Genomic DNA, 21,797 nt, shown 5'->3' on the forward strand with positions numbered 1-21,797 from the left:
TGTGGATGTCCCGTTTTCCGACGGCCCGTGCGGTGGACAATAGGGGCATGACGCAGCAGGGGGACACCAGCTGGTGGGACGAGCTCTACGACGAGGCGGCGCCCGACACCGGGCCCGTCCCGACCGGCGACAGCCTCGACGAGCGCTACGACTCCGCCGCCCGGACCACCGCGGCAGAACCGGCGGGCACGGCCGAGGCGCCCGCCCGGCCCGCCGAAGCACCCCCGCCGCCCCCGCGGCCGCCGGCGCCGGCCGTCGAGGCCGAGCTGCCCGGGCCGGCCGCCCGGACAGCCGCGCCGACGCCCGCCGGCAGCCCGCCCGTCGCCGGCGCGTCCGCCGGGAGCCCGCCTGCCGCGAGCGCGTCCGGCGAGACACCCACCGTGCAGGTCCCCGCGCCCAGGCCCCGGAGCGGACACGTCGGCACCCGGCCGCCGACCTACGAGGCCGAGCCCACCCACCTGCCCGCCGCCCACCCCGGCGAGCTCGAAGCACTCGTCGCCGACACCGTCCTCGACGGTGCCCGCTACGGCGCCTACACCCTGCGCGCCGCGTCCGTCCGCGGGGACTCCGCCCGCTTCCGCGGCGAACCCCGCCGCGACGCCCTCCTCACCGCCCGCTTCGGCCAGGACGAGGCCGCCCTCGTGCTCGTCGCCGTCGCCGCCGGGAGGCGGGCCGCCGAACGCAGCCACCTCGCCGCCGCCGACGTCTGCCGCTGGATCGGCGAGGCCGTGGGCCGCAGCCACGCCCGGCTCTCCGAGGACATCCGCTCCGGCCGCCGGGGCGACCTCAAGTCCGGCCTCCACCGGCTCACCGACCGCACCTACGGCCGACTCCGCTCCCGCGCCGTCGAACGCGGCCTCGACCCCGAGGAGTACACGGCCGGGCTGCGCTGCCTGCTGCTCTCCGCCGATCCCGAGTGCCGCACCCGGGTCTTCTTCGGCATCGGGCCCGGCGGGCTTTTCCGGCTCCGCGACGGCTCCTGGCAGGACATCGAGCCACTCCTGCCCGAACCCTCGGCGACCGTCGGCGCGCCCGTCGTCGGCTTCGGCTCCCCGCCCCCGAGTGCCGGACCGCGGGCGGCGGCGTCGCACGCCCCCGAGGTCCCCGACGTGCCCGAGGCCGGTGCGGACGGCGACCGGCACACCATGCGGCTCGGCGTCACCGACGCCCCCGGCCGGCCCTTCGTCGAGGACCCGCTGCCGCCGCCCGCCGAACCCTTCCGCTTCCGCGCCTCCGTCGCCCGGGCGGGCGACACCCTGCTGCTCGCCTCGCCCGGCCTGGCAGCCCCCCTGCGCGGCGAACCGGCGCTCGCCCGCGAGCTCGCCGCCCGCTGGGCGCCGGCCGCCGAACCACCCGGCCTCGCCGCCTTCCTCGCCGACACCCAACTGCGGGTCACCGGTTACGCCGACGACCGTACGGGGGTGGCCGTCTGGGAGGCGTAACCTCCCCGCCCATGGGTTGATGGACCCATGGGCAGACAGAATGTCGCAGAACAGTTCGTCGACATCCTCGTGCGCGCGGGCGTCCAGCGCCTCTACGGAGTGGTCGGCGACAGCCTGAATCCCGTCGTCGACGCGATCCGCCGTGAACCCGCCATCGACTGGATCCAGGTCCGGCACGAGGAGACGGCCGCCTTCGCCGCGGGCGCCGAGGCACAGATCACCGGGAAGCTCGCGGCCTGCGCGGGCTCCTGCGGTCCGGGCAATCTGCACCTCGTCAACGGCCTGTACGACGCCCACCGCTCGATGGCCCCGGTGCTCGCCCTCGCCTCCCAGATCCCCTCCAGCGAGATCGGCCTCGGCTACTTCCAGGAGACCCACCCGGACCAGCTGTTCCGCGAGTGCAGCCATTACAGCGAGCTGATCTCCAACCCCCGGCAGATGCCCCGACTGCTGCAGACCGCGATCCAGCACGCGGTCGGACAGGGCGGCGTCAGCGTGGTCTCCCTACCGGGCGACATCGCTTCGCAGCCCGCCCCCGACAAGCCGGCCGAGACCGCGCTCGTCACCTCACGGCCCACCGTCCGGCCGGGTGACGGGGAGATCGACGCCCTGGTCCGGATGATCGACGAGGCCGAACGGGTGACACTGTTCTGCGGCAGCGGCACCGCGGGCGCGCACGCCGAGGTCATGCAGTTCGCCGAACGGGTCAAGTCGCCCGTCGGGCACGCGCTGCGCGGCAAGGAGTGGATCCAGTACGCCAATCCGTACGACGTCGGGATGAGCGGCCTCCTCGGCTACGGCGCCGCCTACGAGGCCACCCACGAGTGCGATCTGCTGATCCTGCTCGGCACCGACTTCCCCTACAACGCCTTCCTACCGGACGACGTGAAGATCGTGCAGATCGACGTGCGGCCGGAACGGCTCGGCCGGCGGTCCAAGCTCGACCTCGCGGTGTGGGGCGACGTCCGCGAGACCCTGCGCTGTGTCGTTCCCCGCGTACGGGCCAAGACCGACCGGCGCTTCCTCGACCGGATGCTGAAGAAGCACGCCGACGCCCTGGAGGGCGTGGTCAGGGCCTACACCCGCAAGGTCGAGAAGCACGTCCCGATCCACCCCGAGTACGTGGCCGCGGTCCTCGACGAACTGGCCGACGAAGACGCCGTGTTCACCGTCGACACGGGCATGTGCAACGTCTGGGCCGCCCGCTACCTCACGCCCAACGGGCGGCGCAGGATCATCGGTTCCTTCAGTCACGGCTCCATGGCCAACGCCCTGCCGCAGGCCATCGGCGCGCAGTTCGTCGACCGCGGGCGGCAGGTCGTGTCGATGTCCGGTGACGGCGGGTTCTCCATGCTGATGGGCGACTTCCTCACGCTCGTCCAGTACGACCTGCCGGTGAAGGTCGTGCTCTTCGACAACTCCGCGCTCGGCATGGTCGAGTTGGAGATGCTGGTGGCCGGACTTCCCTCGTACGGAACCACGAACAAGAACCCCGACTTCGCCGCCGTCGCGCGCGCCGCCGGCGCCTACGGAGTTCGTGTGGAGAAGCCCAGGCAGCTCGCGGGCGCCCTGAAGGACGCCTTCAAGCACAAGGGTCCGGCGCTCGTGGACGTCGTCACCGACCCCAACGCGCTCTCCATCCCGCCGAAGATCAGCGCCGAGATGGTCACCGGATTCGCGCTCTCCGCGAGCAAGATCGTGCTCGACGGGGGAGTGGGGCGGATGCTCCAGATGGCCCGGTCGAACCTGCGGAACGTGCCGCGGCCCTGACGGTCCGTGCCCACCGATGAATGCGGGCCCCGCGCTTGGGCATGCATCCCCGGGAGCCTGTTCGATCGACGACGGGGTGGGGGTTATGGCCGGGGAGGCGAGACAGCCGACTCAACTGCACAGAAAGGTGGGATGCGCGGATCTCACCGCGGTGCCGGAGGTCCGGCACGCCTTACGCGCGATGCTGGGGGCCTGGGGCGAGCCCGGTGCCACCGACGTCGCGGAACTGCTGACCAGTGAGCTCGTGACCAACGCCCTCCTCCACACCGACCACGGGGCGGTCGTGACCGCCACCGTCGTCCCCGCACAACTCCGGGTCGAGGTGCGGGACTTCGTCTCCGGACTCGGCCGGCGCGTACCGCACGCCGACGACGGTACGCACGGCCGGGGCCTCGTCCTGGTGCAGGCCCTCGCCGACTCCTGGGGGGTGGAGAACCACGGCGTGGGCAAGGTGGTCTGGTTCGAACTGAACGGCGGGGCCGCCTGAGGATCTCCCCGGGCGGCCCCGCCGGACCGTGAAAAAGGGGCACTGTCAGCCGAACTGCTGCTCCAGATCCGCGAGCTTGCGCTCCAGGGAGTCCAGGCGGGGCAGCGTCTGGGTGTCGTCCTCGGCGGTGAGGTCCACCGTCCGGGGCTCGCCCGTGCGGGTGTCAGTCCCCTTCACGGCCTGCAGGGAGGGCCGGGGTCGAAGCGGCAGCTGTCCGGGGTCGGCTATGGCGGGCTCCGCGACGGCGGCCGGCACCGGCCCCGACGCGGAGCCCGCACCCGGGGCGGCGCCCAGCGCCGCCACCTCGACCTGACGGCCGCCCCGCCCGAAGGCGCGGTGCTGCCGGTTGAGCGCCTTCAGCCGCGCCCGGTCCAGCTTGGCCTGCTCCCTCCGGCGGATCCGGTGCTGCTCCTTCTCCCGCCGGTCCTCGCGCACCTCGTCGACGGCCTCGTCCAGGGTCCGCACGCCTTCCAGGAGCATCAGCGACCAGGCGCCGAAGGTCTCCCGTGGCGCCCGCAGCCAGCGGACCATGCGGATCTGCGGCAGCGGCCTCGGGATCAGGCCCTGTTCGCGCAGCGCGGCCCGCCTGGTCTGCTTGAGGGCCCGGTCGAAGAGCACCGCCGCCGACAGCGACATGCCCGCGAAGAACTGCGGGGCGCCCGCGTGGCCCAGGCCGCGCGGGGCGTGCACCCAGTTGAACCAGGCCGCCGCGCCCGCGAAGGTCCACACGAGGAGGCGCGAGCCGAGGGCCGCGTCGCCGTGGCTGGCCTCGCGGACGGCGAGCACCGAGCAGAACATCGCGGCCCCGTCGAGGCCGAAGGGCACCAGATACTCCCAGCCTCCGGTGAGGTTGAGGTTCTGCCGGCCGAAGCCGACCAGCCCGTGGAAGGAGAGTGCCGCCGCGACCGCGGCGCAGCAGAAGAGCAGGACGTACGAGGCGGTGCCGTAGACGGCCTCCTTGCGTCTGCGGCGCTCCTCGCTGCGCTCCCAGGAGTCCTCGGCCGCGGTCTGGTCACCGGCGCGCTTCCCGCGCGCGAGCACCGCCACCGCCGTCAGGACCCCCGCCACCATCACGCCGCCCGGAAGCAGCCAGTCCAGCGATATGTCGGTCAGTCTCATTGCGGTGTCCCTTGCCTCGCAGTAGTGCCTCGCAATTAGGGCGATACGGCCGCCCATATTGGCCGACCGTGCGCGGCGGGCAGGGGGTTTCGGGGCAAGAGCACGCCATCGGGGCCGTACGGCGGGCGAAGAGGGGCGATCTGCTCGAACTGGATCCCGAAGAAGGGGAGTTGTGTTCGATTCACACCGCCCGGGCGGGTGGCGTATCCGCGGCGGGTCTCACGGAGCCGACCGGAGCGCGGGTGTCGCCGGAGCGAACGGCCCGGCGCCCCTTCGTGCCACCGGACGGTCAGGCGGTCGCGGCCAGACGGTGGACCCGCTCCGCGTCGGAGGTGCGGGGGCAGGTGAGGCAGGTGTCCTCGGGGCGCAGCGTGTAGAAGAGGCAGCAGGTCGCCCGGTCGCGGGTCGAGCGGGTCGTTCCGCACACCTCGGCCGAGCCGGCGAGCTCGCGGAAGCCGGCCGTCCCCACGTACGGCTTCGCCGTGCCCGGCAACAGGCGTTCGAGCTCGGCGAGTGCCCGGCCCTCCTCGCCGAGCAGTGACGCGATGTACCACAGGCCCTCGACGATCTCGTCGGTCACCATGCCCCACAGGGCGCGCCGGCCGCGTCGCATCCGGGGGCCGAAGCCGACCAGCAGTTCCTCGAAGTGCTCCGCCAGCGCGTCCCGCACCTCCGCCCGCAGCGCCTCCTCGTCCGCGACCACCCGCGCTCCCGGAAGGGCGGCGGCCGGGTCGCCCGGCAGGCAGGCGAACTCCTCCACCCGGACCGCGAGGCGGCCCAGCGGACGGTGGAAGGCCACGTTCCGGGCGGGCAGCCGGGGCACCCGGCGGTGCAGGAACCAGGGGAGCGTCACCAGGAGGCAGACGGGCCATGCGTACCGGTGCAGTCCGAAGCTCGCCACCACGTCGGGGCGGGCGGCGGCCTGGTAGTCCCGTCGCACCTGCTCCTCGTCCCAGGCCAGGAAGGCGTCCAGGTCCGCCCCGCCGGCCGCCATCCGCTCCGTGCCGATCCAGTCCGCGCCGTCCGGCAGCCGCGCGTCCCGGGCGCGTTCGTCGACGTGCAGTCCGGGGAAGACCTCGGCGAGCCGGGCGTAGGCGGCGGCGACGGGCGAGGCGGGCGGGGAGGGGGGAGCCGGCAGCAGGGTGGGCAGGGCCATACGGGACCACCGAATCGCGATCGTTGGCAGGTTAGCCTTACCTTACCCGATGCTTTCGATGTGTGAACTGCGACGCCGTCCGCCTATCGTGCACGGGGGACCCGGGAACCGCGAGCCGGGCCCGGTACGAAGGCGCAGGAGGACCCGGGTGGAGCAGGGCAGCACGCGCGGGCGGACGACAGGACCGTCCGCCCCGCAGGCGGAGGGCGGCGAGGCGGACCCCGGCGCCGCTCCCCGCGATCCCGCCTCCCGTGACGCGGCCGGGCCGGCCCCGGCAGATCACGGACCGGCAGCACCCGGCCCGCCCACCCGCGACGCGCCCTCCCGCCCCTCCGCGTTCCGCGCCCCGGCCTCCCGCGACCGCCGGTCCCCACCGGGTCCGCCCGCCCCCGAGGCCTCCCGGGCGCACCGCGACGCCGCGCGCGTCCCCGAGCAGGCCCGCGGGCACGAGGTCCGCGGCGAGCACGTGCACGGCGAGGAGCCCCTGCCCGGGCTCGCGCCCCGGACCGTGCGGCGGCACTCCGTGCGCGGACAGATCCTCCAGGCCCTGCGCACCGCCCTCGTCGGCGGCGAGCTCGTCCCCGGCGAGGTCTACTCCGCCCCCGCCCTCGGCGATCGCTTCGGCGTGTCCGCCACCCCGGTCCGCGAGGCCATGCAGCAGCTCGCCACCGAGGGCGCCGTCGAGGTCGTGCCCAACCGCGGCTTCCGCGTCACCGAACGGACCCCCCGCGAACTGGCCGAACTGGCGGAGGTGCGCGCGCTCATCGAGGTGCCCGTCATGCTCCGGCTCGCCCGCACCGTGCCCGCCGCCCGCTGGGCCGAGCTGCGGCCGCTCGCCGAGGCCACCGCCACCGCCGCCGCACGCGGCGACCGCGCCCACTACGCCGAGGCCGACCGCGCCTTCCACCGCGCCGTCCTCTCCCTCGCCGGCAACGAGCAGCTCCTGGTCATCGCCGACGACCTCCACCGGCGCTCCCAGTGGCCGCTCGTCAGCGCCCCGGCCACCCGGCACGGCGAACTCGTCGCCGACGCCGCCGAGCACACCGCCCTCCTCGACGCCCTCGTCGCCCAGGATCTCCCGGTGGTTTCCTCACTCGTACGGGAGCACTTCACCGGAGCGCAGGACTGACGACTAAGGTCGACAGCGTCAGCCCGCTTTCCGTCCCAGCCGCGCCGACCGAGAGGTGCCCATGCCGTCCGTCCGCGCGGAGCGCCCCGGAGCCTCGGCCCTGCTCGGGTGGCTCACCGACCCCGAGGCTCCCCGCCTCTGCCTCGTCACCGGAGCCCCCGGGCTGCTCGGCTGGCTCGCCGCGCACGGGCCCCGGGCCGCCGGCCGCCACCGCAGCGCCCGCGCGCTCGTCCCGCTGACCGGGCGCACCGCGCTCGGCACGGCATGGGCCCTGGCCGACCACCTCGGCGTCGTCGCCGCGTCACCCGCCGACCTCGTCCGCGCCCTCGCCACCACCGACAACGGCCGCGCCGCACGCACGGTGCTGCTGCTCCCCGCCCTGCACGCGGCCGCCGAGCCCGGGGCCGTCGCCGCGCTGCTCGCCGACCTGGCGCGGCTCGGGCGGGTGCGGCTGGTCGTCGAGGTGCGGCCCGGAACCCCGGAGTACGCGCTCCTCGCCGAGGGCCGCTTCTCGGAGGTGGACGCCGACGAGTCCGCCGCCGAGCAGGAGCCGCCGGAGCGCCCCGCCGTGGAACTCTCGGACCCCGCCGCCGTGTGCGCCGCCGACCCGGTGGCCGTCACCACCGGCTACGTACGGGAGCCGGGCGAGGCCCACGGCGGCCTGCGCGCGGCCTGGCTGCGCGCCGGCCAGGCCCTGTGCGCGGCCGCCGACCCCGCGGACCGGGCCCTCGGACTGCTCGCCGTCCTCGGCGACGGCGCCGACCCACGGCTGCGGCCCGCGCTCGAGGACCTGTCCGCCCAGGCCGCCTGGCGGATGCGGTGGACCCGGGTCACGGGCGACGTCGCCCCGCCGTGGCCCGGTCCGGTCGCCGCGCTCGCCGCACAGGACGGGACGCTGCTCGTCGCCGACCTCGGCGGTACCGTGCGGCTGCTCGCGGCCGCCGACGCGCGCCCGCTGGGCCGGCTCGACCACCCGGTGACCGGACGGGTGACCGCGCTGGCGCCGGCGCCGGACGGCACGGTGCTGCTGCTCGACGAACGCGGGCGGCTGCACACCGTACGGGGAAGGGAGCCGCGGCCGCCGTATCTGCGACGCCTCACGGAGGCGGTCTCGGCCACCTTGACCCGGCACCCCGGCACGGCCCTCGCCGCCATCGCGGGCTCCGTGGTGGTCGGCGACCGGCTCGGCTCCGTGCACGCCTTCGGACTGACCGGGCTGCACCAGGCGGCGCTGCACAGCGGGCGGGTCACGGCCGTGGCGGCCGTCGAGTCGGCCACGCCCTTCGTGTGCAGCGGCGGCGCCGACGGGGCGGTCCGCCGCTGGACGCCGGGCCGTGACCCCGACCCGGCCCCGCTCGCGGAGCGCCCTTCGCCGGTCGTCTCGCTGGCCGCGACCGAGACCCCGCACGGCCCGGTCCTCGGCGTCGCCTGGGCCGACGGCACGGTCGAACTCCACCGTGTGGAGCAGGCCGACCACCTGACCTACCGCCCCGGGCCGCCGGTCCGGGCGGTCGCGGTCACGGCGGACGGCGCCCTCGTGGTCGGCCTGGAGGACGCGCTGATCCGCCTGGAGCGACGGACCGGCTGAGCCGGGGTCCGGCCGGCCGCCCGTCTCCCGCCGCCACGGGCCGCGGACCGGCGTCGGCCGCCGGTCCGCGGCCCGCCCGGGCCGACCGCCGGCTCCGTCGGAGGCGGGTCCCTCAGATGGCCGGACGGGGCGTCAACTGGCTCGCCAACCAGGTCGGGACGCCGCCCAGCAGACGGAAGAGGCGGGTGGCCTCGGCGCGGAGGCGGCCCGCCTCGGGTTCGGTCTCCGCCTCGGCGAGTGATGCGAGGGCCGGGGCCGTCCCGACCAGATAGCCCAACTCCTCGCGGATGCGCAGGGATTCGGCGAAGCCGTGGCGCGCCTCCGCCAACTCGCCCTCGCGCAGGGCGAGTCCGGCCAGATGCCGCCAGGTGAACGACAGCAGCAGGGCGTCGTCGTGGGCGGTGGCCGCCGCGTGGGCGCGGCGGTAGGCGGCGCGGGCCGCCTGGGGCGAGTCGCCCAGGTTCTGCGCGATCAGTCCGCGCCGGAAGTCCAGTACGGCCCGGCCCGGCGTCTCCGGCCCGATGAGCGCCGCCGCGCGGCCCAGCGCGGCCCGCGCCTCGTCCGCCCTGTCCCGTACGCCCAGCAGGGTGGAGGCGTAGGCGAGATAGCCGCGCTCGCACGCCGCCGCCCCGCGCTCCTCGTCGGTCCTCGCCACCGCCTCCGCCGCCCGCAGGGCCTCCTCCGCCTCGGCCCAGCCCTGCTCGGTGTACAGGCAGCGCTCGATCAGCAGGGCCGCCCGCTCCAGAGCCGCGGCCGGTTCGGCCGCCCGGGGGGCGAGGAGTTCGGCGGCGTCCGTCCAGCAGCCGCGGGAGCGAAGTCTCCACACCGCGGTCTCCAGTGGGGTTTCCCGGCCGTACGCCACATTGCCCTCCCCGAGCACGCCATCGAGCTGTGAGTAGGACGGCATCTCAGCACGCGCGCGGGGCGGGGGCCAAGGGGTCGGGTGAAAGAATTCACAAGGGGAGGGGCGCTCGGGACGGGCCCGAGGCCGCAACGGGGCGGCAGTCGCCTGCCGCCCCGTCAGTTCCCGCGATCACCCGAAGAGATGAACCGGGAGGTCAGCTCATCCGCAGGGCCAGGAAGAAGTCGAGCTTGTCCTCCAGGCGGGACAGGTCCCGGCTCGTGAGCTGCTCGATGCGGCCCACCCGGTAGCGGAGCGTGTTCACGTGCAGGTGCAGCCGGCTCGCGCAGCGGGTCCAGGAGCCGTCGCAGTCCAGGAAGGCCTCCAGGGTCGGGATGAGCTCCGCCCGGTGCCGGCGGTCGTAGTCGCGCAGCGGGTCCAGCAGACGGGCCGTGAAGGCCCGGCGGACGTCGTCCGGCACGAAGGGCAGCAGCAGGACGTGCGAGGCCAGCTCGTGGTGCCCGGCGGCGCAGACCCGGCCCGGACGGGCGGCGGCGACCCGGCGGGCGTGCCGGGCCTCCTCCAGGGCCCCGCGCAGGCCCTCCGCGGAGTGCACCGCGGCGCTGACGCCCAGGGTGAGCCGGCCGTCGTCGGAGAGTCCGGCGGACAGCGGGGCGCGGACGGCGGCGAGCAGCGCGTCGGCGTGCAGGCCCACCGCCACGGGAGGCAGCTCGTCCTCGCTGTCCGGCAGCGGCGCGGCGGCCAGCGGCACCAGGGCGATGGCCTCGTCGCCGCTGTGGGCGACGGCGATCCGGTCCGCGGACTCGGCGCCGGAGGCCGCCGGGTCGACCAGGATCTCCTCCAGCAGGGCCTGGGCGACCGGCCCGCTGTCGATCGGGTTCTGGCCGGCCTCCTGGTCCCACTCGACGCGCGCGACCACGACCTGCCAGTGCGGGGCGGTGCCCAGGCCGGGCAGCAGCACCGGCGCCGCGACGCGCAGGCGGGCGGCGATCTCGGCGGGCGCGGCGCCCGTCTGGACCAGCTCCAGGACCTCCTGGGCCAGCCGGCGGCGTACCGTCCGGGCCGCGTCGCGGCGGTCCCGCTCGACGGCGATCAGCTGGGTGACGCCCTGCAGCAGGTCGAGGCGGGCGGCCGGCCAGTCGCCGGCGTCGGCCTCGACGGCGAGCAGCCAGTCGGAGAGCACGGTCTCGCGCACGTCGCGCGAGGCGGGGGCGGCGCCGCGGCCGGTGTTGCGGATCGGGAAGAGCGAGTAGGTGCTTCCGCTCGCGGTCAGCCGGTGCGGGCCGCGCCGGCCGGTACGGGTGGCGGCCAGGTGTTCGCCCGCGAGGGTGGCGGCGAGCGAGGCGTCGAGGGCTTCCCCGGCGCCCGCGATCTGGCGGCCGGTGGGAGAGAGCACCCAGGCCCGGAGGTCCAGGTCGGAGCCGAGCAGGTCGAGGACGACCTCGGGGCCGCCGCCGGCCGGGCCGGAGGTCATCAGGCGCCGGTGCCGGTCGACCACGGCCGCCAGGTCGCCCGCCCGCTCGCCGGAGACCTGTCGAACAACGTGTTCGGTGATCGTCGCGAACGCAACGGACTCGTTCACCGCGAAGAGCGGCAGGCGATGGCGAGAACACGCCTCCACGAGATCGCCGGGGATGTCGCCGAGTTCCGCCTCGCCGACCGCCAGGGCGGCCACCCCGGCCCCCGTCAGGATGCGCACGAAGGGTTCGGCGTCGGCCGGCTCATGGAGCCAGGCGAGCCCGGTGAGGACCAGCTCGCCCCCGGAAAGGTAGCGGCTGGGGTCCTTGAGGTCCGTCGTCATCACGCCACGCACGGTCCGGTCCAGCTCGTCGTCGCCGCCGAGCAGGCGCAGCCCCAGCGCGTCGTTCTCCAGCAATGCGCGCAGCCGCATGATGTCGCCGCCGTTCCTTCTCGTGGTGGTGGATGGGTGTCGCGATGTGGTCGGTGGCGTGGTGCCACGGTTTCCACGGGGGAACAGTGAGATGACTGTTCCCGCGCTCTTCGTTCGAATCTACAAGACGGTGACGGTCGCCAGCCAACTCCTTCATGTGTTCGGTGGCTGCACACGGGCCGAGCCGGGCTTGTGTACTAGGCGACACAACATCGCGTTAACAGCACGTGAAGAGATCCTGGGCCACCGACCGCTCTCCTTCACCTCGCCCAGACCCTCCGGACGGTGCGTGCCTTCCGGGAACGTCACACTTCCCTCCCGCCGCCCGTCCGGGGCTCCCCTCCACGGGGAGGCCGCAGGACCGCAGTACCGCTTCACCCGTTCGTCTCGGGCCGTCCCCCGGGTCGTGCAGCCAACTGGAAATCCCAAATCCCGCAGTCCCCAGTGATTGATGCGGGTGCCCCTTTGAACCTTGGGAGTAGGCCCCATGACCCAGTCGTCAGTGGAGCCCAAGACCACCTCGGAGGACGCGGGCAACGGCTCGCGCAACCCCGCCGGCAGGTCTTGGCTCGACCGGTACTTTCACATCTCGGAGAGAGGATCCACCGTCGCGACGGAGATTCGCGGCGGCGTCACCACCTTCATGGCGATGGCGTACATTCTCCTGCTCAACCCCCTGATCCTCTCCGGCAAGGATGTGGACGGCAACGTCCTCAGCCAGCCCGCGCTGATCACGGCAACGGCGCTCTGCGCGGCCGCCACGACCCTCCTGATGGGCTTCTGGGGCAAGGTGCCGCTGGCACTCGCCGCCGGTCTCAGCGTCTCCGGCGTGATGGCCTCCCAGGTCGTCCCCGTCATGACCTGGCCGCAGGCCATGGGCATGTCGGTGGCGTACGGCGCCGTGATCTGTCTCCTGGTCGTCACCGGCCTCCGCGAGATGATCATGAACGCGATCCCCCTCGCGCTCAAGCACGCCATCACCATCGGCATCGGTCTCTTCATCGCGATCATCGGCTTCGTGAAGGCCGGCTTCGTGCACGAGAACCCCGCTCCCGGCGGCGGTCCCGTCACGCTCGGCCCGGCCGGTGAGCTCCAGGGCTGGCCCGTCCTGATCTTCGCGGTCACCCTGCTGCTGATCTTCGCTCTGCAGGCCCGCAACGTTCCCGGCGCCATCCTCATCGGCATCGTCGTCGGCACGCTCGTCGCGGTCGTCCTGAACGCGGTGGCGGACATCCCGGGCAAGGCCTGGTTCTCCGGTCCGCCGGAGCTGGACGGCAGCGCGGTCTCCGCACCGGACTTCTCCCTGATCGGGGACGTGTCCTTCAGCGGGTGGGGAGACGTCGGCTACATCACGGTCACGATGATCGTCTTCACCCTGGTGCTGGCCGGCTTCTTCGACGCCATGGCGACCATCCTGGGCGTCGGCACCGAGGCCAAGCTCGCGGACGAGCAGGGCCGCATGCCCGGCCTGTCCAAGGCCCTGTTCATCGACGGCGCCGGCGGCGTCCTCGGCGGTGCGGGCGGTGCCTCCGGCCAGACGGTCTTCGTCGAGTCCGCCACCGGCGTCGGCGAGGGCGCCCGCACCGGTCTGGCCTCCGTGGTCACCGGCGGCTTCTTCGCCCTGTGCCTCTTCTTCACGCCGCTGACCGCGATCGTGCCGCAGGAGGTCGCCGCCGCGGCCCTGGTCGTCATCGGCTCGATGATGATGCAGAACGCCAAGCACGTCGACTGGAGCGACCGCTCCGTGGCGATCCCGGTCTTCCTGACCGTGGTCCTGATGCCCTTCACGTACACCATCACCACGGGTGTGGCGGCGGGTGTGATCTCCTACGTGGCGATCAAGCTCGCGCAGGGCAAGGCGAGGGAGATCGGCGGCTTCATGTGGGCGCTGACCGGCGTGTTCGTCATCTACTTCGCCATCCACCCGATCGAGAGCTGGCTGGGCGTCGGCTGACGGCCCCGGACGCCCGTCCCCTCCACGCCCTCTTCCCGGGGAGCACGGGCCGCCAGGCGGCGCCGCGGACCGCACCGGCGGGTCCGGCAGGGACGTGAGGTCGCCGTCGCCACGGTCGTGGCGACGGCGACGGCGTTTCCCGGCGGCCCCGGGAGTCTCCCCGCCCTCGGCGCCGAGGGGAGGCGACCCGTGCCGTCTCCGGAGACGGAGGGCGCCGCATGCGCACCGTGCCGGGAGGCCCGCCAGGACGGCAGGACCGCCGTGGAGGCCTTCGGCCCCAGCGACGGGAACGCCTACGCCGTCGGCCCGAGACGCGGCGGCGCCACCGGCGTCCTCGTCCCCCCGGTCCGCGGCGGTGCCACCCCGCAGGCCTGGCCGCCGTCCCCACTGAGGCGGCGGCCCCGGGCCCGGGGCGGCGCCGGACCCGAGGCTCCTCGGCCGGGCGGTACGGCCCGCCCAGGCGGCTCGTACGAGGGGCGGCCCCGGCGTCCGCCCGAGCCGGACCCCATCGCGGCCGCGCCCCCCGACGTCCGCCCGAGCCGGACCCCATCGCCGCCGCGGCGCGCGCCCTGCTGGACGCGGGCCGCACCCGCCGGCCGGCCCGGCTCCGTGGCCTGGACCGGCGTGCTCGGAGCCGCCTCTAGAGCGGGGTGCTCTCGCCGCCCTCGAACGGGGCGCCGTGGCCCGGCACGATCAGGTCCGCCGCGGCCAGCACGCGCAGCCGGGAGGCGCGCAGCACCGCGCGGTCCGGGGCGACCGGGTCGTCCGCCGGGCCCTGCGCGTGCCACCACAGGTCGCCGGCGAAGGCCACCACGCCCGTGTCCGTACCGGCGAGCAGCGTGATGTCCTCGCGGCTGTGGCCCGGGGTGCGGATCAGGCGCAGCGACGGGGTGAGCTCGTAGCCCTCCGCGTCCCGGTTGCTCCACTGGTCGCCCCGGTACTCCACCTGGTGGTCGTGCACCCGGGCGGCGGGGAAGAGGCCCACGTTCATGGTGTTGTCCGGGTGGTGGTGGCTGAGCACCACATCGGTGATGTCGCCCGGGCCCAGGCCCAGTGCGGCGAGCGGGCCGAGGATGCGGTCGGGGCTCGCGACCATGCCGGGGTCGAAGATCACGTGCCGTCCCGCGTCGGAGACATAGGAGACGGTGGCGGCCACGCCGGGGCCGGTGGAGCCTACGTAACCGGTGGTCAGGACCTTGTACACGGCGCTGCGGCCGAGCGGTGCGTCTGTCATGCCTCCATCCTTCCGACCACGAAGGGCGCTCACGAGTGGCACGGCTGCCGACTATCGCAGGATTCGTGCCACGCGTGCGAGACTGTGGCCGTGCCGCCCTTCAGGACCGTCGCCGCTTACGCCCCGCCGGGCGTCGGCATGCTCGCCGTCGGTGTCGTCACCGAGGTGTTCGGCCCGCACGGGCCGGCGCTGCCCGGCTTCGACCTCGCCCTGTGCGCCGAGGAACCGGGCCCGGTGCCCACCGACTGCGGGGTGCCGCTGTCCGTCGCGCACGGTCTCGACCGGCTCGCCGAGGCCGACCTCGTCATGGCCCTGCCCGGAGCCGGTTTCCGGACCCCGCCGGGCCCGGCCGTCGTCGAGGCGCTGCGGGCGGCGCACGGACGCGGCGCGGTCGTCGCGGCCCACTGCGTGGGCGCCTTCGCGCTCGCCGCCGCCGGACTGCTCGACGGACTGCGGGCGACCACCCACTGGCGGTTCGCCGGACTCCTCGCCGAGCGCCACCCCTCCGTCACCGTGGAGGCCGACGCGCTCTACGTCGACGAGGGGAACGTCGTCACCGGCGCGGGCGCGGCCGCGGGCTTCGACCTGTGTCTGCACCTGCTGCGGCGCGAGTACGGCGCGGCACGGGCCAACGGCGTCTCCCGCGACATGGTGCTGCCCGCGCACCGGGACGGCGGACAGGCCCAGTACCTGGCCGCGCCCGTCCCCGCCGACGGCCAGGACGAACGCCTCGCCGAGGTCCTCGGCTGGGCCCGCGCCCACCTGCACGAGCCGCTGCCCGTCACCGAGCTCGCGCGCCGCGCCATGATGAGCCGGCGCACCTTCGCCCGCCGCTTCACCGCCGCGACCGGCAGCACCCCGCACGCCTGGCTGCGCGAGCTGCGGCTGAGCCGGGCCGAGGAGCTCCTGGAGACCACCGACCTCCCGGTCGAGGAGATCGCCCACCGGGTGGGCTACGCCAGCGCGGCCGTCCTGCGCGAGCGGTTCGTCCGGCGCCGGGGCGTTCCGCCCCGCTCCTACCGGCGCGCCTTCACCGCCACGCCCGGTTAGGGAGCCCTCCGGAACACGCGGGGCGACGCGACCCCGGCCGGGGCGACGCCGGATCCGCGGGCGCGGCGGCGTCCCCGGCGGCCTCAGCCCTTGCGCAGGCCGTGCAGCAGCAGTTCGGAGAGCTGCTCGTACGCCGCCGCGTCGGCCAGCCCGGTCGCGGCGGCCACCTGCCGCCGCTGGATGCGGACCATGACCGAGGCGATCACGTCCGCCGCGAAGGTCACGTGGACCTCGCGGAACACCCCGGCGGTCACGCCCTCCTCGATGAGCTGCTGCACCCGCCCCGCGGCCGCCCGGGTATTGCGCTCGTAGACCTCGGCGGCGGGCTCGAAGGCGGCCACGTCGTCGAAGAACTGCGGGGACACCGGGGCGAGTTCGGCGGAGACGGCGCGCAGATAGGCGGCGAGGCGCTCGGCGGGGCCGGTCGCCGCCGCGAGCACCGCCTCGACCCGCCCGGTGGCGCGCCGGAAGAAGTGCACGACGGCGGCCCGCACCAGCTGCTCCTTGCTGCCGGCGAGGCCGTAGAGGGTCCGCTTGGAGCAGTGCAGCCGGGCGGCGAGGTCGTCGAGGGTCAGCTGGGCGAAGCCCTCGCCGACGAGCAGCGCCACCAGGTCCTCGAAGAGCTCGGAGCGCCGGGCGGCGCCCCGGCCCGTGAGCTTGGGGACGCCGACGGCGGAGGTCTCGATCACCCGAACAGTATGCCGGGCGACCCGCGCGGGGTTGCGGGAGCACCCTCCTGCGCTACGCTAAGCGGTACTGCCGTACCCTTCGCAGTACCGTTTCGCAGCACCGTACGCGTCGTGATGGAGTCGCCATGGATGTCGACCGCCTGCTTCCCACCCCCGAGGCAGCGGACCTCATCGCTCTCACGCGGGAGATCGCCGACAAGGAGCTCGCCCCCCGCGCCGACGAGTTCGAGGCCGCCGAGACCTACCCGGAGGGTCTGTTCGCGACCCTCGGCCAGGCCGGTCTGCTCGGCCTTCCGTACCCCGAGGAGTTCGGGGGCGGGGGCCAGCCCTACGAGGTGTACCTCCAGGCCCTCGAGGAGCTCGCCGCCCGCTGGGCCGCCGTCGCCGTCGCCACCAGCGTCCACACCCTCGCCTGCCACCCGCTGCACTCCTTCGGCACCGCCGAGCAGAAGGAACGCTGGCTGCCGGAGATGCTGGAGGGCAGGCTCGTCGGCGGTTACAGCCTCTCGGAGCCGCAGGCCGGCTCCGACGCCGCGGCCCTCGCCTGCAAGGCCGAGGCGACCACCGACGCCACGGGCGCCGACGCCTACCGCATCACCGGCAACAAGGCGTGGATCACCCACGGCGGCAAGGCCGGCTTCTACGCCCTCTTCGCCCGCACCGCGCCCGGCAGCCACGGCATCTCCTGCTTCCTCGCCCCCGGGGCCACCGAGGGCCTCAGCTTCGGCAGGCCCGAGCGCAAGATGGGCCTCCAGGCCGTCCCCACCACCTCCGCCCACTGGGACGGAGCCCTGATCGAGGCCGACCGCCGCATCGGCGACGAGGGCCAGGGCCTGCAGATCGCCTTCAGCGCCCTCGACTCCGGACGGCTCGGCATCGCCGCCTGCGCGACCGGCCTCGCCCAGGCCGCGCTGAGCGCCGCCGTCGCGTACGCCAACGAGCGCAGCACCTTCGGCCGGAAGATCATCGACCACCAGGGCCTCGGCTTCCTGCTCGCCGACATGGCCGCCGCCGTCGACGCGGCCCGCGCCACGTACCTGGACGCAGCCCGCCGCCGCGACCTCGGCCGGCCCTTCAGCCGGCAGGCCAGCGCGGCCAAGCTCATCGCCACCGACACCGCCATGAAGGTCACCACGGACGCCGTCCAGGTGCTCGGGGGCTACGGCTACACGCGTGACTTCCCGGTCGAGCGCTACATGCGCGAGGCCAAGATCATGCAGATCTTCGAAGGCACCAACCAGATCCAGCGCCTCGTCATCAGCCGCGGGCTCACCGCCTGACCGCTCCGGTTGCCCGGCCGGGCCCCGGGGCGTACTCCGGAAGCCGGGCCCGATCCGTCACGGCGGAGGGTCCGGCCGGCCGCAGCAGACAGTTCCGCCGAAGGCAATCTCGTACGAGGAGTTTCATGGACATCGCAGGTTCCGCCGCGCTCGTCACCGGTGCCGCCTCCGGGCTCGGCGCCGCCACCGCCGCCGCGCTCGCCGCGAAGGGGGCCACCGTCTACGGCCTCGACCTGGACAAGGCGGTCGCGGGCGCCGAGGCCCCCGCGGACGGGGTCACCCTCCTCGGCGCCGACGTCACCGACGAGGACCAGGTACGGGCCGCGCTCGCGCGGATCGAGGAGGACGGCGCCGAACTGCGGCTCGCGGTGAACTGTGCCGGCATCGCGCCCTCCGCGCGGGTGCTCGGCCGCAAGGGCCCGCACGATCTGGCCCTGTTCCGTACGGTCCTCGACGTCAACCTGGTCGGCACCTTCAACGTGATGCGGCTCGCCGCCGAGGTCATCGCCCGGCAGGAGCCCGACGCGCACGGCCAGCGCGGGCTCGTCGTCAACACCGCCTCCATCGCGGCCTTCGAGGGCCAGGTCGGCCAGATCGCCTACGCGGCCTCCAAGGCCGGCGTCGCCGGGATGACCGTCACCGCCGCCCGTGACCTCGCGCAGTTCGGCATCCGGGTGGTGACCGTCGCCCCCGGCATCGTCGACACCCCGATGATGGCCGGCTTCAGCGACGACATCCGGGCCGGGCTCGCCGCCAGTGTCACCTTCCCGCAGCGGCTGGCCCGTCCCGAGGAGTACGCCCGCCTCGTCACGATGATCGCCGAGCACGACTACCTCAACGGTGAGACCATCCGGATGGACGGCGCCCTGCGGATGGCAGCCCGCTGACCTGCGGTATGGCACCAAGTGCCGCCGCGTGAGGGATCCGAGTGCTAGGTTCGGGACATGAGCACCCAGCCCGCCAAGCCCTCGATGCGTGACTCCCTCGTCGCGGCGGCCTTCCAGCTCTTCCTGGAGCGCGGCTACGAGCAGACGACGATCGACGACATCGTCCGCACGGCCGGGGTCGGCCGGAGGTCCTTCTTCCGGTACTTCCCGTCCAAGGAGGACGTGGTCTTCCCCGACCACGAGCAGAGCCTCGCCGACATGACCGCGTTCCTCGCCGCGAGCGAGGACGGCGACGATCCGCTGGCCCGGGTCTGCGAGGCCACCCGGCTCGTCATGCGGATGTACGCCGAGAACCCCACCTTCTCCGTCCAGCGCTACCGGCTCACCCGCGAGGTGACCGGTCTGCGGACGTACGAGCTCTCCGTGGTCTGGCGGTACGAGAAGACCCTCGGCGACTACCTGCGCACGCGGTTCGCCGACCGGCGCGACGGCACCCTGCGGGCCAACGTCGTCGCGGCGTCCGTGGTGGCCGCGCACAATCACTGCCTGCGCCGCTGGCTGCGCTCCGGGGGCGAGGGCGACCCGCTGGCGGAGGTCGACCGGGCCCTGGAGTTCGTCCGGGAGAACTGGAGCCCCGGGGGCGGCGCGGCCGGTGCGGCGGCGGAGCAGGAGGACGACGACGTGGTCGTGGTCATCGCCAAGCGGTCCACCCCGATGTGGCGTGTGGTGCGCGAGGTCGAGGCGAGCCTCGGGGACGTCTGAGTGACTCCGGGGACACGGGGGGATCTCAGTATCGTCAATTGAGGGAACTCAGGTCTTTATTTGCTGGCACTCAGTGCCATATGTTTGCTCCATGCACGGTTGAGCCGCCGAGTGCGAGGAGAAGCATCGTGTTCCACACCGGATCCACGGGCATGAGGAACGGGACCGCCGTCCTGGCCGACGAGTCGGCCGCCGAGCCCGAGCTCTACTTCCAGCGCTGCCGCTGGTGCGCCACCACCACCTTCCAGCGCCTGCTCTGTCCGACCTGCGGGTCGACGGACCTCAACCCCGAACTCAGCGCGGGGGAGGGCGTGATCTCCGTACGCAGGGCCTTCACGGCCGCCCAGGCCGACCTCTGGCCGGTGCACATGGCCGAGGGCTTCGTGGTGCGCTGCCGGGTGGACGGGCCGCCGCACGCGGTGCGCCCCGGGGTCCGGGTGCGGCTGTCCCAGGACGGCTCCGGCCCCGGGCGCCGGCCGGTCGTCCGGCTCTGCGAGGAGGTCGCGCTCGACGGCTGGTTCTGAGCGCGGCCCGAGGGCGAACGGAAGGGGCGGTGGCACAGAGTGCCACCCGCCCCTTCGCTTTTCGGATCAGCGGGTGCCGATCTCGTCCGTCAGCTGCGGCAGGACCTCGAAGAGGTCGCCGACCACGCCGTAGTCCACCAGGTCGAAGATCGGGGCCTCCGGGTCCTTGTTGACCGCGACGATCGTCTTCGACGTCTGCATGCCGGCCCGGTGCTGGATCGCGCCGGAGATGCCCGCCGCGATGTACAGCTGCGGGGAGACCTGCTTGCCGGTCTGACCGACCTGGTTGGCGTGCGGGTACCAGCCCGCGTCCACCGCGGCGCGCGAGGCGCCGACGGCCGCGCCGAGCGAGTCGGCCAGCTTCTCGACGACCCCGAAGCCCTCGGCCGCGCCGACACCGCGGCCGCCCGAGACCACGATCGCCGACTCGGTCAGCTCCGGACGTCCGGTGGAGACCCGCGGGGTGCGCGAGACGACCCTGGCCGCGTTGCCGGTGAAGGCCACGGTCACGTTCTCGACCGCGCCCGCGGCCGGAGCCGCCTCCGGCGCCGCCGAGTTCGGCTTGACGGTGATGACCGGCACGCCGTGCGAGACGGTCGACTTGGTCTGGTACGACGCGGCGAACACCGACTGGGTGGCGACCGGGCCGTTCTCGCCGGCCTCCAGCTCCACCGCGTCCGTGATCAGACCGGAGCCCAGGCGCAGCGCCACGCGCGCCGCGACCTCCTTGCCCTCGCCCGAGGAGGTCACCAGGACGGCGGCGACGCCCTTGTCCTGGGCGATCTGGGTGAGCGCGTCGACCTTCGGCACGACGAGCTGCTCGGCGAACTCGGCGCCGTCGGCGACGTACACGGTGGCCGCGCCGTACTCGCCGGCCTTGGCGGCGATGGCGGCGGCGGCCTCGCCGGCGCCGAGGACGACGGCCGTCGGCTCGCCGATCCGGCGGGCCAGGGTCAGCAGTTCGAGGGCCGGCTTGCGGACCGCACCGTCGGCGTGGTCCACGAGAACCAGGATCTCAGCCATGATTCCTTGCTCCTGAGGTGTGGTGACGGTCGGTCAGATGAACTTCTGGGTGGTGAGGAACGCGGCCAGCTGCTTGCCGCCGTCGCCCTCGTCCGTGACGATCGTGCCCTGGGTGCGGGCCGGGCGCGCCGCGGCCGACTCGACCCGGGTCCAGGAGCCGCCGAGGCCGACCTCGTCGGCGTCGATGCCGAGGTCGTCCAGGTCCAGCTCCTCGACCGGCTTCTTCTTGGCCGCCATGATCCCCTTGAAGGAGGGGTAACGGGCCTCGCCGGACTGGTCGGTGACCGACACGACGGCCGGCAGCGGGGCCTCCAGCTGCTCGCTGGCGGCGTCGCCGTCACGGCGGCCCTTCACGAGGCCGTCCTCCACCGTGACCTCGGACAGCAGCGTCACCTGGGGGAGGTTCAGACGCTCGGCGAGCAGCGCGGGGAGCACGCCCATGGTGCCGTCCGTCGAGGCCATGCCGCAGACGACCAGGTCGAAGCCGGTCTTCTCCAGGGCCTTGGCGAGGATCGCCGAGGTGCCCATGACGTCGGTGCCGTGGATGTCCTCGTCGTTGACGTGCACGGCCTTGTCGGCGCCCATCGACAGCGCCTTGCGCAGCGCGTCCTTGGCGTCGTCCGGGCCGACCGTGATGACGGTGACCTCGGCGTCGTCCGCCTCCTCGGCGATCCGCAGCGCCTGCTCCACGCCGTACTCGTCGAGCTCCGACAGGAGGCCGTCGACGGCCTCGCGGTCGGTGGTGAGGTCATCGGCGAAACCGCGGTCGCCGGTGGCGTCGGGAACGTACTTCACACAGACAGCGATCTTCAGGGTCACCCCTGTCTCCTTTCAAGAGGCGCGAGTGGCAGACGGTTACGGGAGGTTGCGGGCCATGACGATGCGCTGGACCTGGTTGGTGCCCTCGTAGATCTGGGTGATCTTGGCGTCGCGCATCATGCGCTCGACGG

20 protein-coding genes are annotated in these 21,797 nt (G+C 74.1%); 11 read left to right on the forward strand and 9 right to left on the reverse strand.

The features are described from left to right. The first annotated feature begins 47 nt into the window (after positions 1 to 47). The 3 genes from ACGF1Z_RS30910 to ACGF1Z_RS30920 all read left to right on the forward strand — a co-directional run bounded on the left by ACGF1Z_RS30910 (position 48) and on the right by ACGF1Z_RS30920 (position 3,699). Positions 48 to 1,442 (forward strand): protein phosphatase 2C domain-containing protein, encoded by a 1,395-nt coding sequence (locus ACGF1Z_RS30910; protein ID WP_393009333.1) that lies wholly within the window; start codon positions 48 to 50, stop codon positions 1,440 to 1,442. A gap of 27 nt (positions 1,443 to 1,469) precedes the next feature. Beyond that, entirely contained in the window at positions 1,470 to 3,212 is a 1,743-nt protein-coding gene (locus tag ACGF1Z_RS30915; protein ID WP_393009334.1) for a pyruvate dehydrogenase, read from the forward strand. A gap of 85 nt (positions 3,213 to 3,297) precedes the next feature. Beyond that, positions 3,298 to 3,699, forward strand: a complete 402-nt coding sequence (locus ACGF1Z_RS30920) for an ATP-binding protein (protein WP_393009335.1) — start codon at positions 3,298 to 3,300, stop codon at positions 3,697 to 3,699. Positions 3,700 to 3,744: 45 nt separating this feature from the next. On the opposite strand, the gene ACGF1Z_RS30925 is transcribed toward ACGF1Z_RS30920, so the two are convergent. Beyond that, positions 3,745 to 4,818 (reverse strand): DUF2637 domain-containing protein, encoded by a 1,074-nt coding sequence (locus ACGF1Z_RS30925; protein ID WP_393009336.1) that lies wholly within the window; start codon positions 4,816 to 4,818, stop codon positions 3,745 to 3,747. 289 nt (positions 4,819 to 5,107) lie between these two features. Beyond that, positions 5,108 to 5,974 carry a (2Fe-2S)-binding protein gene (locus tag ACGF1Z_RS30930; RefSeq protein WP_393009337.1) on the reverse strand — a complete coding sequence of 289 codons (867 nt, stop codon included), beginning with the start codon at positions 5,972 to 5,974 and terminating at the stop codon, positions 5,108 to 5,110. Between the two features lie 148 nt (positions 5,975 to 6,122). Here ACGF1Z_RS30930 and ACGF1Z_RS30935 point away from each other — a divergent pair, with 148 nt between their 5' ends. Continuing rightward, positions 6,123 to 7,103, forward strand: a complete 981-nt coding sequence (locus ACGF1Z_RS30935; RefSeq protein ID WP_393009338.1) for an FCD domain-containing protein — start codon at positions 6,123 to 6,125, stop codon at positions 7,101 to 7,103. A gap of 61 nt (positions 7,104 to 7,164) precedes the next feature. Further along, positions 7,165 to 8,691 (forward strand): WD40 repeat domain-containing protein, encoded by a 1,527-nt coding sequence (locus ACGF1Z_RS30940; RefSeq protein ID WP_393009339.1) that lies wholly within the window; start codon positions 7,165 to 7,167, stop codon positions 8,689 to 8,691. Positions 8,692 to 8,803: 112 nt separating this feature from the next. Here the strand turns inward: ACGF1Z_RS30940 and ACGF1Z_RS30945 are convergent, their stop codons facing one another. Beyond that, a complete protein-coding gene (locus ACGF1Z_RS30945) occupies positions 8,804 to 9,571 on the reverse strand; it encodes a hypothetical protein (protein ID WP_393009355.1) in 768 nt (255 codons plus the stop codon). Between the two features lie 178 nt (positions 9,572 to 9,749). After that, positions 9,750 to 11,444 (reverse strand): PucR family transcriptional regulator, encoded by a 1,695-nt coding sequence (locus tag ACGF1Z_RS30950; protein ID WP_393009340.1) that lies wholly within the window; start codon positions 11,442 to 11,444, stop codon positions 9,750 to 9,752. Positions 11,445 to 11,931: 487 nt separating this feature from the next. On the opposite strand from ACGF1Z_RS30950, the gene ACGF1Z_RS30955 reads away from it, so the two are divergent. Next, positions 11,932 to 13,398, forward strand: a complete 1,467-nt coding sequence (locus ACGF1Z_RS30955) for an NCS2 family permease (RefSeq protein WP_393009341.1) — start codon at positions 11,932 to 11,934, stop codon at positions 13,396 to 13,398. Positions 13,399 to 14,038: 640 nt separating this feature from the next. Here ACGF1Z_RS30955 and ACGF1Z_RS30960 read toward each other — a convergent pair. Then, a complete protein-coding gene (locus ACGF1Z_RS30960; RefSeq protein ID WP_393009342.1) occupies positions 14,039 to 14,632 on the reverse strand; it encodes an MBL fold metallo-hydrolase in 594 nt (197 codons plus the stop codon). A gap of 138 nt (positions 14,633 to 14,770) precedes the next feature. Between ACGF1Z_RS30960 and ACGF1Z_RS30965 the strand changes: the two genes are divergently transcribed. Next, positions 14,771 to 15,682, forward strand: a complete 912-nt coding sequence (locus ACGF1Z_RS30965; RefSeq protein ID WP_393009356.1) for a GlxA family transcriptional regulator — start codon at positions 14,771 to 14,773, stop codon at positions 15,680 to 15,682. Positions 15,683 to 15,765: 83 nt separating this feature from the next. Here the strand turns inward: ACGF1Z_RS30965 and ACGF1Z_RS30970 are convergent, their stop codons facing one another. Further along, positions 15,766 to 16,371: a TetR/AcrR family transcriptional regulator gene (locus tag ACGF1Z_RS30970; protein ID WP_393009343.1), complete on the reverse strand. Its 606-nt coding sequence runs from the start codon at positions 16,369 to 16,371 to the stop codon at positions 15,766 to 15,768. Between the two features lie 125 nt (positions 16,372 to 16,496). Here ACGF1Z_RS30970 and ACGF1Z_RS30975 point away from each other — a divergent pair, with 125 nt between their 5' ends. The 4 genes from ACGF1Z_RS30975 (at position 16,497) to ACGF1Z_RS30990 (ending at position 19,824) form a co-directional block, all read left to right on the forward strand. Further along, positions 16,497 to 17,651 carry an acyl-CoA dehydrogenase family protein gene (locus ACGF1Z_RS30975; RefSeq protein ID WP_393009344.1) on the forward strand — a complete coding sequence of 385 codons (1,155 nt, stop codon included), beginning with the start codon at positions 16,497 to 16,499 and terminating at the stop codon, positions 17,649 to 17,651. A 125-nt stretch (positions 17,652 to 17,776) separates the two neighbouring features. Continuing rightward, the gene (locus ACGF1Z_RS30980) at positions 17,777 to 18,538 is read left to right on the forward strand and encodes an SDR family NAD(P)-dependent oxidoreductase (protein WP_393009345.1); all 762 of its coding nucleotides are present in this window, start codon (positions 17,777 to 17,779) and stop codon (positions 18,536 to 18,538) included. Between the two features lie 57 nt (positions 18,539 to 18,595). Next, positions 18,596 to 19,300 (forward strand): TetR/AcrR family transcriptional regulator, encoded by a 705-nt coding sequence (locus ACGF1Z_RS30985; protein ID WP_393009346.1) that lies wholly within the window; start codon positions 18,596 to 18,598, stop codon positions 19,298 to 19,300. A gap of 128 nt (positions 19,301 to 19,428) precedes the next feature. Continuing rightward, a complete protein-coding gene (locus tag ACGF1Z_RS30990; protein ID WP_393009347.1) occupies positions 19,429 to 19,824 on the forward strand; it encodes a Zn-ribbon domain-containing OB-fold protein in 396 nt (131 codons plus the stop codon). 66 nt (positions 19,825 to 19,890) lie between these two features. On the opposite strand, the gene ACGF1Z_RS30995 is transcribed toward ACGF1Z_RS30990, so the two are convergent. From ACGF1Z_RS30995 to ACGF1Z_RS31005, 3 genes are all read right to left on the reverse strand, one after another. Continuing rightward, positions 19,891 to 20,847, reverse strand: coding sequence for an electron transfer flavoprotein subunit alpha/FixB family protein (locus tag ACGF1Z_RS30995; protein ID WP_393009348.1), 957 nt, complete (start codon positions 20,845 to 20,847; stop codon positions 19,891 to 19,893). Positions 20,848 to 20,880: 33 nt separating this feature from the next. Beyond that, positions 20,881 to 21,666, reverse strand: a complete 786-nt coding sequence (locus ACGF1Z_RS31000; RefSeq protein WP_393009349.1) for an electron transfer flavoprotein subunit beta/FixA family protein — start codon at positions 21,664 to 21,666, stop codon at positions 20,881 to 20,883. A gap of 36 nt (positions 21,667 to 21,702) precedes the next feature. Beyond that, a partial coding sequence (locus tag ACGF1Z_RS31005) for an acyl-CoA dehydrogenase family protein (protein ID WP_132919430.1) occupies positions 21,703 to 21,797 on the reverse strand: 95 nt, incomplete at its 5' end.

The organism is Streptomyces sp. NPDC048018, assembly GCF_043202995.1.
GTDB lineage: Bacteria > Actinomycetota > Actinomycetes > Streptomycetales > Streptomycetaceae > Streptomyces.